The following is a 13,616-nucleotide window of genomic DNA, read 5'->3' as shown; positions in this document are numbered from 1 at the left end:
AGAGAAACGCCATGATCATGACCCTTTCCCAAGTAGCACTTGGCGGTGCCATCGGCTCTGCCGCGCGCTATCTTTCCAATGTGGCCGCCATGCGGCTGTTCGGCCCCGGTCTTCCGGTGGCCACGCTGTTCGTCAACATTCTGGGATGTTTCCTGATGGGGGTGATTGTGGTGGTGCTGGCGCAGAAGGGTGGGCTGCGCGCGGCCCCGTTCCTGATGACGGGCATCCTTGGCGGGTTCACCACCTTCTCGGCCTTCGCGCTGGACACGTTCACGCTGTATGAGCGCGGGCAGATGATTACAGCGGCCGGCTATGCGCTGGGGTCGGTGGTGCTGTCGCTGGGCGCGCTGGTGGCCGGTGTATGGGTAACGCGGAGTGTGCTGGCATGAGCAATGTGATGATCCTGACCGTATCGGCGGATGAGGGCGAACAGCGGCTGGACCGCTGGTTCAAGCGGCGCTTTCCGCATCTGACCCAAGGGGCTGTGGAAAAACTGTGCCGCACCGGGCAAGTGCGGGTGGATTCGGCGCGCGCCAAGGCATCCGACCGCGTGGCCCCGGGGATGGAAATTCGCATCCCCCCGCTGCCCGCTGCCGATACGCCCTCCCGCTCCACCGGGGGCCGGGTGACGGACAGCGACGCCAAGATGATCCAGGATTGCGTAATCTTCCGCGACGAGCACATGATTGTCTTGAACAAACCGCCGGGCCTGCCGTCGCAGGGCGGGTCGGGGCAGGGCGACCGGCATGTGGACGGGCTGACTGCCGCGCTGATGTTCGGGTATAAAGAGCGCCCCAAACTGGTGCACCGGCTGGACAAGGACACGTCGGGCGTGTTGATGCTGGCCCGCACCGACCGGGTGGCGCGGGCGCTGTCCGAGGCGCTGCGCCACCGCCATACCCGCAAGATCTATTGGGCTGTGGTGGCGGGCGTGCCGCACCCCCGGCAAGGGTCGATCAAATACGGGCTGATGAAGGCCCCGGGCCATGGGCGCGGCGGCGAGGGTGAAAAGATGCTGTGCGTTCATCCCGCGCAGATGGCGGAGCATCCCTTGGCCAAGCGGGCGCAGACTGATTACTTCACGCTGTGGTTTCTGGGCTCCCGCCTGTCGTGGATGGCGCTGGAGCCTGTGACGGGCCGCACCCACCAGTTGCGCGCCCATATGGCCGAACTGGGCCACCCGATCATCGGCGATGGCAAATATGGCGGCTCGGGGCAGGAAAACCCGGGCGATGGCTGGGGCGCCACGCTGGGCGGCGACATCAGCCGCAAGCTGCATCTGCATGCCCGCAGCCTTGCGGTGGAACACCCGATCACCAAAAAACCGATCCTGTTCACCGCGCCCTTGCCGGGGCATATGGCAAAAACCTGGGATCATTTCGGCTGGGCCGAAAGTGATGTGCCCGCAGACCCCTTCGTGCGCGAGGCGTAATGGCGGGCTGGGTCGCGAAACGGTTCTGGCAGCAGGCCGAGGCATGCCCCTGCGCGGGTGGGTTCACTGTCACGCTGGATGGCCGTGCGGTAAAAACCCCGGCAAAGACGCCTCTGGTCGTGCCCACACGGGCGCTGGCTCAGGCCATTGCCGACGAATGGCAGGCGCAAGAGGGCATTGTTCGCCCCGACACAATGCCCTGCACCCGCAGCACAAACTCTGCCCTGGACAAGGTGACACCCCAGTTTGACGCGGTGGTGAACGAACTGGCAGGCTACGGCGCGACGGATCTGCTCTGCTACCGCGCCACAGGCCCCGCGCGGCTGATCGACATGCAGGCCGCAGCCTGGGATCCGCTGCTGCTTTGGGCCGCAGCGGCGCTGGATGCGCCGCTGCGCGTGACCCATGGTGTCGTGCCCATCGACCAGCCCGCCGCAAGCCTTGCCGCGCTGGCGGCGCAGGTCCGGGGGCAAAGCGCGTTTCAACTGGCGGGGTTTCACGACCTCGTGGCGATCTCCGGTTCGTTGATTCTGGCTCTGGCGGTCACGCAGGGGCGGTTGACGGTGGATCAGGCCTGGACGCTGTCGCGCCTTGACGAAACCTGGCAGGCCGAGCTTTGGGGCGCTGATGACGAGGCCGCCGAATCCGATGCGCTGCGCCGCGTCGGTTTTGCCCATGCCGGGCGATTCTATGGATTGTGCGGGTAACAATCTTGCCCAATCGGCAGCCCGACCAATGCCATCTTGCGCAAGGATTAGCCCAAACCCGTGTTATTGCACAAAAATTGGCCGCCGGTTTCGTTCTGCTTGACCTTTCAAAGCCCTTCGGACGAAACTGGCACACGTTTGGGGGTGACCCCTGCATAAATGGCGCTCTCACCCGATGAGGGCGCACAAAAAACCGCCTGAAACCGGGCGGGCAATCAGGAAGAGGTACGCATGAAAAAATCCGTTATTCTTGGCACGCTGACGGTAGCGGGCTTGGCTGCTGGCATGGCATCGGCAGCAACGCTGGACGATGTGAAAGCACGCGGCGAGCTGATCTGCGGCACGAACACCGGCCTGACCGGCTTCGCCGCCCCCGACGCGAATGGCGTCTATCAGGGCTTTGACGTGGCGGTGTGCAAGGCGCTGGCCGCCGCTGTGCTGAGCGACGCGAGCAAGGTGAAATTCGTTCCGACCACCGGCGAGACCCGCTTTACCGCGCTGGCCTCGGGCGAGGTCGATCTGCTGGTGCGCAACTCCACCTGGACCTATTCGCGCGACACCGACCTGAAGCTCGATTTCGTGGCGGTCAACTACTATGACGGTCAGGGCTTCATGGTGAAGAAGGATCTGGGCGTGTCGTCGGCCAAGGAACTGGATGGCGCGACCATCTGCATCCAGACCGGCACCACGACCGAACTGAACCTTGCTGACTTCTTCAAGGAAAACAACATCACCTACACGCCCGTTACCGTGGCTGACGACAGCGAGGCACAGCGCCAGTATACCGCCGGTGCCTGCGATGCCTTCACCACTGACGCGTCTGGCCTTGCCGCCACCCGCGCCACGCTGGCCGATGCCGAAAACCACGTGATCCTGCCCGAGATCATCTCGAAAGAGCCGCTGGGCCCGGTTGTCCGCCACGGCGACAACAACTGGGGCGATGTCGTGCGCTGGACCTTCTATGCACTGGTTGCTGCCGAAGAACTGGGCATCACCGCCGCCAACGTCGAAGAAATCGCCACCACCTCGACCAACCCCGAAGTCAAGCGTCTGCTGGGCACCGAGGGTGACATGGGCGCGATGATCGGTCTGGACAAAGACTGGGCCAAGCGCGCCATCGCCGTCTCCGGCAACTATGGCGAGATCTTTGCGGCCAACATCGGCGAGTCCACCTCGATCGGTCTGGCCCGCGGCCTGAACGCACAATGGACCCAGGGCGGCCTGATGTACGCTCCGCCGTTCCGGTAAGACATGACACACGGGCGCGCAGGCAATTGCGCGCCCGTTCCTCTACCCCGGTTCGCCTGACTGGACAGGCCGGGCAACCAGAAAAGAACAACAAGAACACGACCCGTTTGCAAGGGCACGCCCCTTTCAACCACGGCAAAAGCCGGGATCGCAAACAGGCTAGGGGGTATTTCCATGGCGATTGTCGCTGACGTGCCGAAAGATGGCTTTCGGCTGAGCATGCTCATCTATGACACGCGGTTCCGCTCGATCACCATTCAGGTGGTGGTGCTGATCCTGTTTCTGCTGGGCGTGGCCTGGCTGGTGAACAACACGGTTGAAAACCTGGCCGCCAAGGACAAGGACATCGCCTTTGGTTTCCTGTGGAACCGCGCGGGCTATGACATCGGCCAGACGCTTGTGCCCTATACCAATGACAGCAGCCATATCCGGGCCGCGCTGGTGGGGCTGGTGAACACGCTGGTGCTGGCCTTTTTCGGCTGCATATTCGCCACCATCCTGGGCGTGTTCGCAGGCGTGCTGCGCCTGTCGAACAACTGGATCGTCGGGCGGCTGATGACTGTCTATGTCGAGATTTTCCGCAATATTCCCCTGCTGCTGTGGATCATCCTGGTTTATGTGGTGCTGTCGGAAACCCTGCCCACCACGGCTGATTTCCGTCAGAGCGCCCAGTTGATCGCCGATGGCCTGCCGCCGACTGTCAGCATGAGTTTCGGCGGCACGGTCGCGCTGACCAACCAGGGTCTGAACGTTCCGGCGCCATTCTTTGCGCGCGGCCTTGGGCAGATATCGCTGGGCGGGATGACAATCAGCCTGAACACACTGCTGGTGTTCGCGGTTGTCATCGGCTCTTTTCTGGCCAACCGTGCGCTGCGCCGCAATGCCGCCAAGGTGCAGGAGGCGACAGGCCTGCGCCCGGTCATCTGGTGGAAAAGCCTGCTGATCCTGTTCGCGCCGATCATCCTTGTGTGCATTGCGCTGGGGCTTTCCTTTGATGTTCCGGTGTTTGGCCGGTTCAATTTTGCCGGTGGCATCAGCATCGCGCATGCCTTTACCGCCATGCTGGTGGCGCTGTCGCTGTATACCGGGGCCTTCATCGCCGAGGCGGTGCGGTCAGGCATTATGGCGATTTCGCGCGGCCAGTCCGAGGCGGCCTTTGCCCTTGGTCTGCAACCCGGCCGCACGATGAAGCTGATCATCCTGCCGCAGGCTTTGCGCATCATCATCCCGCCGCTGATCTCGCAATACCTGAACCTGACCAAGAACACTTCGCTGGGCATCGCCGTCAGCTATCTGGATCTGCGCGGCACGCTGGGCGGCATCACGCTGAACCAGACGGGGCGCGAGCTTGAATGCATGCTGCTGATGATGCTGATCTATCTGATCATCAGCCTGATCATTTCATCGCTGATGAACCTGTTCAACTCTGCCGTCAAACTGAAGGAGCGTTGAGATGAGCGAGCTTCATGCCCAAACCGTTCCCTTCGTGCGCGACAGCATGCTGCCACAGGAACTGCCGCCCGCATCGCAGCGCGGCGCGGTGAAATGGGTGCGGGAAAACCTGTTTTCCGGCCCGATGAACACCATCCTGACTGTGCTGTCATTGCTCGTGGTGTTCCTGATCCTGCAATCCTCTCTGCCCTGGTGGCTGAATTCGGTCTGGAACGCCAATTCGCTGGCCGAGTGCCGCGCTGCTGTGCAGGCCATGGCGGGTGAGGGGGCCACGGGTGCTTGCTGGGCGGTGATCCGCGAACGCTGGCACCAGTTCATGTTCGGCTTTTACCCGCGCGGGCTGTATTGGCGCCCGGTGCTGGCTTTTGCGCTGCTGTTCGTGGCGCTGGCCCCGGTGCTGTTCGGTGACAATGCCCGCAAGCGCATGATCCTGCTGGCCTGCGTGGCCGTGGCGCTGGTGCTGGCCCTGATCGGGGTTGGCACGGATCTGGCCCATGTGTCCTTTGCCATCGTCGCCATGGCGGCCATTCTGGCGGTGTCGCATCTGGCACCTGCCCGGCTGATCTGGGCCACGCTGCTGTTCCCCGCTGTCGGGTTTTTCCTGTTGTGGGGCGGGTCGGTCTGGGGGCCGATCGGCGTGCTGATGGGCTTTGGCGTGCTGGTCGCCGTCTACCGTCTGCTGCTGCCGATGCTGGGTGTGGTGATGGGCACGGCGCTGGGGTTTTTGGCGGCCTGCGTCTGGTGGCTGATGATCCAGACCCATGTGACCACCGTGCTGCACAACCTGATGCCCTGGGGGTTGGAGGCGATTGATTCCGATCAGTTCGGCGGCTTTCTGCTGGCCTTCACCATCGGCGTCACGGCCATTGCGGCATCGCTGCCACTGGGCATCCTGCTGGCGCTGGGGCGGCGGTCGGACATGTTCCTGATCAAGACGCTGTCGGTGGGGTTCATCGAGTTCATCCGCGGTGTGCCGCTGATCACCATGCTGTTCACCGCCTCGCTGCTGCTGCAATACTTCCTACCGCCACAGACGAATTTCGACCTGATCCTGCGGGTGATCATCCTCGTGACGCTGTTCGCCTCGGCCTATATCGCCGAGGTGGTGCGTGGCGGCCTGGCCGCCCTGCCGCGCGGCCAGTATGAGGCGGCCGATGCGCTGGGGCTGGATTACTGGAAGGCGCAGCGCCACATCATCATGCCGCAGGCGCTGAAAATCTCGATCCCCGGTATCGTGTCGTCCTTCATCGGGCTGTTCAAGGATACCACGCTGGTCGCCTTCGTGGGCCTTCTGGACCCGCTGAAAGGCGTCACCGCCATCGTGCGCGCCGACATCAACTGGAAGGGCATCTACTGGGAGCCCTACATTTTCGTCGGCACGATCTTTTTCCTCATCTGTTTCGGCATGTCGCGGTACTCGATGTATCTCGAAAAGAAGCTGAAGACCGACCATCGTTAAGGAGCAGACCCATGAACGAGACAATCGACCGGCCGATCGACACGAGCCACATGCAGGTCAGCGACGAGGTGGCGATCCAGATCAGCCAGATGAACAAATGGTATGGCACCTTCCATGTGCTGCGCGACATCAACATGACGGTGCAGCGCGGCGAGCGGATCGTGATCTGCGGCCCGTCGGGGTCAGGCAAATCGACGCTGATCCGCTGCATCAACCGGCTGGAGGAACATCAGGCCGGGCAGATCGTGGTGGACGGCACCGAGCTCACATCCGACCTGAAGAACATCGACAAGGTGCGGTCCGAGGTTGGCATGGTGTTCCAGCACTTCAACCTGTTTCCGCATCTGACGATTCTGGAAAACTGCACCCTCGCGCCGATCTGGGTCCGCAAGACACCGAAGAAAGAAGCCGAGGAAGTGGCGATGCATTTCCTGCGCAAGGTCAAGATCCCCGAGCAGGCAAACAAGTATCCGGGACAGTTGTCGGGCGGCCAGCAGCAGCGCGTGGCCATCGCCCGCAGCCTGTGCATGAAGCCGCGCATCATGCTGTTCGACGAGCCGACTTCGGCGCTTGACCCCGAGATGATCAAGGAAGTGCTGGATACGATGATTGCCCTGGCCGAAGAGGGCATGACCATGCTGTGCGTGACGCATGAGATGGGTTTCGCGCAGGCAGTGGCGAACCGGGTGATCTTCATGGATCAGGGCCAGATCGTTGAACAGAACGAGCCGCGCGAATTCTTCAACAATCCGAAGTCGGATCGCACCAAGCTGTTCCTGAGCCAGATCCTGGGGCATTGAGCCGGGGGCGGAGCCGGGGGGCTGCCTGCCCCCCGGACCCCCCGGGGATATTTAAGGGCAGAAAATAGACAAGAACATCAGATTACCAGCTCACGCGGGACGATGAAATCCAGCGTTACGCCCGCGCCATAGGCCACATCTGCCCAGTTGTCCGTCTCGAATTCAGCCACCAGCGTGGCGCCGGTCGGGTAACGCTGAAATTCCGGATTCAGCGGCGCGCGGGCCACGAGGCGGTGCGCGAATTCGGCGATGCCCGGGTTGTGGCCGATCATCATCACGGTGTCGCTGGTGGCATGGCGCAGCACGGCCAGCATCACATCGGGGCCGGCGTGGTAGAGCGTGGGTTTCAGGTGCAGGATCGGCGTTCCCGGCAGGGCGGGGGCGATACCACTCCATGTCTTACGGGTGCGCAGCGCGTCGGAACACAGCACCTCATCGGGCACATAGCCACGCGAGGCCAGCCAGTCGCCCAGATCGGCGGCGGCGGCCTTGCCGCGTTCGTTCAGCGGGCGGTCATGGTCGGGGACCAGCGGGTCGTCCCAGGCGGATTTGGCATGGCGGGTCAGGATCAGGCGTTTGGTCATCGGTGGAACTGCCCCATGTGATACGCGGATTGGTCTGCCATCCTTGCATAAGCCTGTGACAGGGGGCAAGCGCGGCGCACGGCACAGCCCTGGGTCATGCAATCCTGCCCCTCCGCGCGGTCGAGGTGGCTGTGGCAGGCGGGCAGGTCATAGCCCGCGCCGGTCAGGGCATGGGCCGGGCAGGCGGTGAGGCAGGGTTTGGCGCAGGCGGGGCAGGGGGAGGGTGGCGGCGCGGGCAAATCTATCGCCTCGCGCAGCGCCAAAGCGCCCCGGTAGGACACGAACAGCCCCGCACTGTCATGCACCAGGAGTTGCACCGGCGAGGCCCAGGCCCGGCCCGACCGCAGCGCCCAGGAGTAGAACGGATGCCAGGGCGGGCCGCCAAAGGGAAACAGCGCCTTGGCCCGCAGGTCGCAGGCGATGCGCCCGATCACCCGGCGCGACCAGCGGTCAATCGGGTCGGGGCGGCCATCCTGCCATTCGGGCTGGGCTGTCAGGTGCGGCCAGAAACCGGGCTCTGCCGGGCCCAGCAGCAGCAGGGTCCGGGTGCCCGGCGGCACGGCATCGCCCGGACCCGCGGCAAAACCACCAAACACCGCCAGATGGTGCGGCGCGGCAAGCGTGGCGATACGGTCCAGCATCGCCGGACCGGTCAGCGTTTCAGGCGCGGTTTCACCCGGGGTTCGGTGGTGCGGATCATCGAGCCTGACCCATGGTCGGTGAACAGTTCCAGAAGGCAGGCGTTGGGGATGCGGCCGTCAAGAATGACCACGGCGCGCACGCCCGCCTCTACCGCCTCCAGCGCGGTTTCGGTTTTCGGGATCATGCCGCCCGCGATGGTGCCATCGGCAATCATCGCGCGCACCTCGTCCGGGGTCATCTGGGTCATGATCTCGCCCGCCGCGTTCTTCACCCCCGACACGTCGGTCAGCAGCAGCAGACGGTCGGCCTGCAGCGCGCCGGCAATGGCACCCGCCGCCGTATCGCCATTCACGTTGAACGTCTCGTTCGCGTCCATCCCGGTGGCAACCGGGGCCACGACCGGGATGATGCCCGCCGCGAACAGATCGCGCAGCACCTGCACGTTCATTTCTACCGGCTTGCCGACAAAACCCAGTTCCGGGTCATCGGCGACGCAGACCATCAGATCATCATCCTTGCCCGAAAGCCCCACGGCGCGACCGCCCTCATCCATGATGGCCTGCACGATGCGCTTGTTCACAAGGCCGGTCAGCACCATCTCAACCACCTCGACCGTGGCCTTGTCCGTCACCCGCTTGCCCCGGACAAAGCGTGATTCGATGCCGAGCTTGCCCAGCAGGTCGTTGATCATCGGCCCGCCACCATGAACGACGACCGGATTCACGCCCACTTGCCGCATCAGCACGATATCGCGGGCAAATTCGGCCATGGCGGCCTCGTCGCCCATGGCATTGCCGCCGAATTTCACGACCACAACGGCGCCGGCATAACGCTGCATATAGGGAAGCGCCTCGGACAGCGTCCGGGCGGTGGCGATCGAGTCTCGCATCATGGCTAGCTGCTTTTTCATAGGGCGGTTCCTGAGGTCCGCGCTTTTGGTAGCGGCTTTGCTGCCCCCTGCCAAGCCTGCTTGCCTTGCAAATTCCCGCAGCGCGCGTAGGGTCGCCGCAACAGGAGGTTGCGATGACCGAACAGAAGACGCTGGTGTTGACGGGGGCCAGCCGGGGCATCGGGCATGCCACGGTAAAGCGGTTCTCGGCCGAGGGCTGGCGGGTGCTGACCTGCTCGCGCCAGCCGTTCGATCCGCGCTGCCCCTGGCCGGGGGGCGAGGAGAATCACATCCAGATTGATCTGGCCGACCCCAAGAAAACCATCGAGGCGATCGAGACGATCAAGGGCAAAATCAACGGGCGGCTGCATGCGCTGGTGAACAACGCGGGCATCTCGCCGAAAGGTGAGGGTGGCAAGCGGTTGAACACGCTGGAAACCGATCTGCGCACCTGGGGGCAGGTGTTCCATGTGAATTTCTTTTCCTCGGTGATTCTTGCGCGGGGCTTGCAGGCGGAACTGGCGGCCACCAAAGGCTCGGTCGTCAACGTCACCTCCATTGCCGGGGTGCGGGTGCATCCCTTTGCCGGGGCGGCCTATGCCACGTCAAAGGCGGCGCTGGCGGCGCTGACGCGGGAAATGGCGCATGATTTCGGGCCCTTGGGCGTGCGGGTGAATGCGATTGCGCCGGGTGAGGTGGAAACCGCCATCCTGTCGCCCGGCACCGACAAGATCGTCGACCAACTGCCGATGCGGCGTCTGGGGCAGCCGCGCGAAGTGGCCGATGTGATCTGGTTTTTGTGTTCGGACCAGTCGAGCTATATCTCGGGTGCCGAGATCGAGGTGAACGGGGCGCAGCATGTCTGAGGTTGTGGCGATGGATGAATTGGTCGGCATCGCCCGGGCGGTGGTGGCCGAATGCGCGCCCGATGCCCGGGTGCGCTTGGGCAAAATCTCGGAAAGCCCCTCGGCCCGCATCGAATGGGATACCGACAGCGCGATTTCCACATTCCTTTTCTGGGCGGCGGGCAAGACCTATTCCGAAGTGATGGATGTGGAGGAAGAGGCCAGCACCCTGCGCGCCCTGCATGAAACCTTTACGGCGACCGACGATTTCCGCGCGCTGGTTAAGGCGCATCTGGCTTTTGTGGCCAGTGCCTGATCACTCCAGCGTGGCGATGATGGCGCGCAACGTTTCTATCCCGTCGCCCTTTTCGGAACTGGTCACGACCAGCTCGGGGTAGGCCGCCGGGTGCTTTGACAGCGCGCTGCGCACCTGGTCGATGATCGCGTCACGCTCGGCCCGGCTGACCTTGTCGGCCTTGGTCAGCACTGCCTGAAACGTGACCGCCGAACGGTCCAGCAGTTGCAGGATTTCCTCATCCACCGCCTTCACACCATGCCGCGTGTCGATCAGCACGAAGGCCCGGCGCAGGGTTTGCCGCCCCGACAGATAGGATTTCAGCAGCGCCTGCCATTTCTGCACGATGGCCAGCGGTGCCTCGGCATAGCCATAGCCCGGAAGGTCAACCATATACCGCTGATCCCCCAGCGCGAAATAGTTGATCTCTTGCGTGCGGCCCGGCGTGTTCGACGCGCGGGCCAGCGATTTGCGCCCGGTCAGCGCGTTGATCAGGCTGGATTTTCCGACGTTGGAGCGGCCCGCAAAGCAAACCTCCAGCCGGTCGGCGGGGGGCAGGCCGGGCATGGCCACCACACCCTTGACGAAATCCACCGGCCCGGCGAACAGCAGCCGCCCCGCCTCGCGCGCGGCATCTTCGGGTTCGGGGGCAAGGGGAAAGGGCAGGGCGTTCACGGCAGCTCCACAATGTCATTCACGGCGATGGTGCCGCCGTTGGTTACAGTGGCGTAAACGCCGAAATCCTGATGCCCATGGGCCGCCTGCAACCCGGCCAGCGTATCACCGTTGACATGGCCGGTATCCGGGTCAGCCATGGTCGCGCGGCAGCGGGTGATACGCTCCTCGATCCGCATCACAGCCTCGCCGATGCGCAGGCTTTGCCCGATCAGGCCGAATTCGGCGAAGGGTTCCATCCCCTCCAGCCACAGATTGCCGCGCCAGCGGTGGATCGACAGATCCTGCCCCATGCGCGCTGACAGTTCGCGCAGCGATGCCAGCGACAGGATCGCCACCGAGGGAAAATCACTGTCAGTCATTCCACGCCCGGCCTTGACGATGGCCGCGGGCTGCGCCCGGTCGGGCGGGTTCAGCGGGCCGACCCATGCAAGAAACGCGGGCAGATCGGCGGGATCATCCGGGCGGAACGTCAGATCCGGCCGGTCTGGGTGGCGCAGCGTCAGCCGGTCGCCTTCCAGTGTCGAAGTGATCGCCATCAGGGCGGGTGCCTTGGCCCCACGCGCGAAGTTGGCGCAGGGGCTCCAGCCATCACGCAGTTTCGCCGCCTCATGCGCGACAGCCCAATGGCGGTCAAACGGCAGGCATTCCCCCGCCGAAAGCAGAACGGACGCGAGAACCTCGCGTCCGTGGGCCTTGATCGGGTGGCGGCAGATATGGGCCAGATGCACTGTCATTTCTTGGCCGGGGTCTTTTTTACAGGCGGTTTCGGGTCATTCGCCGCCGTGGCCACCACCGGCTTCTTCTTGAAGCCGGATTTGATGTTGCCGAAAATGTCCGGCCGGTGGCCGTGGCTGCGCATGATCGCGTATTGCTGCGTGAAGGTGATGATGTTGTTGGCAATCCAGTAGACCACCAGCCCGCTGGCAAAGCTGCCCAGCATGAACATGAACACCCAGGGCATCCAGGCAAAGATCATCGCCTGCGCCGGGTCGGTGGGGGCCGGGTTCAGTTTCTGCTGCAACCACATCGAGATACCCAGCAGGATCGGCAAGACCCCGATGAAGATCAGCGCCAGAATGCTGCCAGGTTCGGGTGTGCCCCAGGGCAGCAGGCCGAACAGGTTGTAAAGTGACGATGCGTCAGGTGCCGACAGGTCATTGAGCCAGCCAAAGAATGGCGCGTGGCGCAGTTCCAGCGTGACAAATATCACTTTGTAAAGGCTGAAGAAAATCGGAATCTGGATCAAGATCGGCAAACAGCCCGCGGCCGGGTTCACCTTCTTTTCCTTGTACAGCTTCATCATCTCGCGCTGCATCATCTGCTTGTCGTCGCCCGCGCGTTCCTTCAGCGCCTCCATCTCGGGCTGCAATTCCTTCATCCGGGCCATCGAGACATAGGATTTGTAAGACAGCGGAAAGACGATCGCTTTCAGCACCAGGGTCAGCGCGATGATGGCCAGACCCATGTTGCCGATCTGCAGGTTCAGCCAGTGCAGCAGGGCGAAAATCGGCTTGGTCAGGAAGAAGAACCAGCCCCAGTCGATCGAGTCGATGAACCCCGCGATGCCGCCTTCGTTCTGGTAGCTGCGGATGGCTTCCCATTCCTTCGCCCCCGCGAACAGCCGCGATTCGCTGCTGGCCGTGGCACCGGGGGCCACAGCCATGACAGGTTGGCGCGTCTCGGTCTGATAGATCGCGGCACCAGGCACATATTTGGTCACGGATGTGAAGGGCTGGCCCTGCTGCGGGATCAGCGTGGTCATCCAGTATTTGTCGGTAAAGCCGATCCAGCCATCGGTCGTGGCCTCTACCACCTCGGCAAGTGCCGCTTCGCGGTCGATGCGCGGCAGTTCGGTGGTGTCATCATAGCCGATTTCTGTCAACTCGCCATCGGCACGGCCCACAACGCCTTCGTGCAGAACGAAGAAATTCTGCAAGCCCTGCGGTTCGCCATGCCGGGCCACGATGCCGTAGGGGGCAAGGCGCACTTCGGCATCGGTGGTGTTCTGCACGCTTTCGGTGACGGTGAACATATAGCGGTCATCCACCGCGATCTGCCGGGTGAAGATCAGGCCCTTGCCATTGTCCCAGCGCAGGGTGACGGGCTGGTCGGGGGCCAGCGTGGCCCCATCGGCGATGGTCCAGGGCGTGTTGGCCCCCGGCACATCCTCAAAGGCCAGACTGCCGCCCGGGGCCCAGCCATAAAGCGCGTAATAGGCGTTGGGCTGGCCGACCGGCGACAGCAGCCGCACGATGGGCGAGGACGGGTCCAGCGTTTCGCGGTAGGTTTTCAGCGACAGATCGTCGATCCGCCCGCCCAGAAGCGAGATCGAGCCTTGCAGGCGCGGTGTGTCGATATCCAGACGCGGAGCCTCGGCGGTTGCCTCGGGTGCTGCCCCTGTGCCGATCGTGGCCTCACCCGGCGGCACCAGCGCGTTGCCATCAGCGGTTGTGGCGACTTCGGTGGGTGCAGGTGGCACGGGCTCTGGCGGGGGAAACAGCACGAACCACACCATGATCACAATGAAACTCAGCACGGTCGCAAAGATGAGGTTCTTGTTCTGGTCGTCCATCAAAGCCACCGCC

15 protein-coding genes are annotated in these 13,616 nt (G+C 63.5%); 9 read left to right on the top strand and 6 right to left on the bottom strand.

Annotated elements, in window-relative coordinates:
* Nucleotides 1-11 precede the first annotated feature (11 nt).
* The 7 genes from crcB to GEU84_RS08890 all read left to right on the top strand — a co-directional run bounded on the left by crcB (nt 12) and on the right by GEU84_RS08890 (nt 7,098).
* Complete coding sequence (gene crcB, locus GEU84_RS08920; RefSeq protein WP_174539612.1) at nt 12-389, top strand: fluoride efflux transporter CrcB; 378 nt, start codon at nt 12-14, stop codon at nt 387-389.
* A complete protein-coding gene (locus GEU84_RS08915; RefSeq protein WP_174539611.1) occupies nt 386-1,432 on the top strand; it encodes an RluA family pseudouridine synthase in 1,047 nt (348 codons plus the stop codon). The genes crcB and GEU84_RS08915 overlap by 4 nt, the downstream gene beginning before the upstream one ends.
* Nucleotides 1,432-2,139, top strand: a complete 708-nt coding sequence (locus tag GEU84_RS08910) for an ATP12 family chaperone protein (protein ID WP_174539610.1) — start codon at nt 1,432-1,434, stop codon at nt 2,137-2,139. The genes GEU84_RS08915 and GEU84_RS08910 overlap by 1 nt, the downstream gene beginning before the upstream one ends.
* Before the next feature lie 231 nt (nt 2,140-2,370).
* Nucleotides 2,371-3,387, top strand: coding sequence for an amino acid ABC transporter substrate-binding protein (locus tag GEU84_RS08905; protein ID WP_174539609.1), 1,017 nt, complete (start codon nt 2,371-2,373; stop codon nt 3,385-3,387).
* 174 nt (nt 3,388-3,561) lie between these two features.
* Nucleotides 3,562-4,839: an amino acid ABC transporter permease gene (locus GEU84_RS08900; protein ID WP_174539608.1), complete on the top strand. Its 1,278-nt coding sequence runs from the start codon at nt 3,562-3,564 to the stop codon at nt 4,837-4,839.
* A gap of 1 nt (nt 4,840) precedes the next feature.
* Nucleotides 4,841-6,298, top strand: a complete 1,458-nt coding sequence (locus GEU84_RS08895; RefSeq protein WP_174539607.1) for an amino acid ABC transporter permease — start codon at nt 4,841-4,843, stop codon at nt 6,296-6,298.
* Between the two features lie 11 nt (nt 6,299-6,309).
* Nucleotides 6,310-7,098 (top strand): amino acid ABC transporter ATP-binding protein, encoded by a 789-nt coding sequence (locus GEU84_RS08890; protein WP_174539606.1) that lies wholly within the window; start codon nt 6,310-6,312, stop codon nt 7,096-7,098.
* Between the two features lie 77 nt (nt 7,099-7,175).
* On the opposite strand, the gene GEU84_RS08885 is transcribed toward GEU84_RS08890, so the two are convergent.
* The 3 genes from GEU84_RS08885 to argB are packed head-to-tail and all read right to left on the bottom strand — an operon-like array spanning nt 7,176 to nt 9,216.
* Entirely contained in the window at nt 7,176-7,682 is a 507-nt protein-coding gene (locus tag GEU84_RS08885) for a SixA phosphatase family protein (protein ID WP_174539605.1), read from the bottom strand.
* Nucleotides 7,679-8,323: a ferredoxin gene (locus GEU84_RS08880; protein ID WP_174539604.1), complete on the bottom strand. Its 645-nt coding sequence runs from the start codon at nt 8,321-8,323 to the stop codon at nt 7,679-7,681. The genes GEU84_RS08885 and GEU84_RS08880 overlap by 4 nt, the downstream gene beginning before the upstream one ends.
* Nucleotides 8,324-8,334: 11 nt before the next feature.
* A complete protein-coding gene (argB, locus tag GEU84_RS08875; protein ID WP_174539603.1) occupies nt 8,335-9,216 on the bottom strand; it encodes an acetylglutamate kinase in 882 nt (293 codons plus the stop codon).
* Between the two features lie 131 nt (nt 9,217-9,347).
* Here argB and GEU84_RS08870 point away from each other — a divergent pair, with 131 nt between their 5' ends.
* Nucleotides 9,348-10,079, top strand: a complete 732-nt coding sequence (locus tag GEU84_RS08870) for an SDR family oxidoreductase (protein WP_174539602.1) — start codon at nt 9,348-9,350, stop codon at nt 10,077-10,079.
* Nucleotides 10,072-10,374 carry a hypothetical protein gene (locus tag GEU84_RS08865; RefSeq protein WP_174539601.1) on the top strand — a complete coding sequence of 101 codons (303 nt, stop codon included), beginning with the start codon at nt 10,072-10,074 and terminating at the stop codon, nt 10,372-10,374. Before GEU84_RS08870 ends, GEU84_RS08865 begins: the two co-directional genes overlap by 8 nt.
* Here the strand turns inward: GEU84_RS08865 and yihA are convergent, their stop codons facing one another.
* Genes yihA through yidC form a run of 3 tightly spaced genes read right to left on the bottom strand, consistent with a single transcriptional unit; the run spans nt 10,375 to nt 13,603 of the window.
* Nucleotides 10,375-11,028 (bottom strand): ribosome biogenesis GTP-binding protein YihA/YsxC, encoded by a 654-nt coding sequence (gene yihA, locus GEU84_RS08860; RefSeq protein ID WP_174539600.1) that lies wholly within the window; start codon nt 11,026-11,028, stop codon nt 10,375-10,377.
* On the bottom strand, nt 11,025-11,765 hold the full coding sequence (locus GEU84_RS08855; protein WP_174539599.1) for an MOSC domain-containing protein: 741 nt from the start codon (nt 11,763-11,765) through the stop codon (nt 11,025-11,027). Before GEU84_RS08855 ends, yihA begins: the two co-directional genes overlap by 4 nt.
* Nucleotides 11,762-13,603 carry a membrane protein insertase YidC gene (gene yidC, locus GEU84_RS08850; protein WP_174539598.1) on the bottom strand — a complete coding sequence of 614 codons (1,842 nt, stop codon included), beginning with the start codon at nt 13,601-13,603 and terminating at the stop codon, nt 11,762-11,764. Before yidC ends, GEU84_RS08855 begins: the two co-directional genes overlap by 4 nt.
* Nucleotides 13,604-13,616 lie beyond the last annotated feature (13 nt).

Source organism: Fertoeibacter niger, assembly GCF_009380135.2.
GTDB classification, from domain to species: Bacteria; Pseudomonadota; Alphaproteobacteria; order Rhodobacterales; family Rhodobacteraceae; genus Fertoeibacter; species Fertoeibacter niger.
The sequence above is the reverse complement of the archived record's forward strand: the minus strand, read 5'-3'. Positions and strand labels throughout refer to the sequence as shown.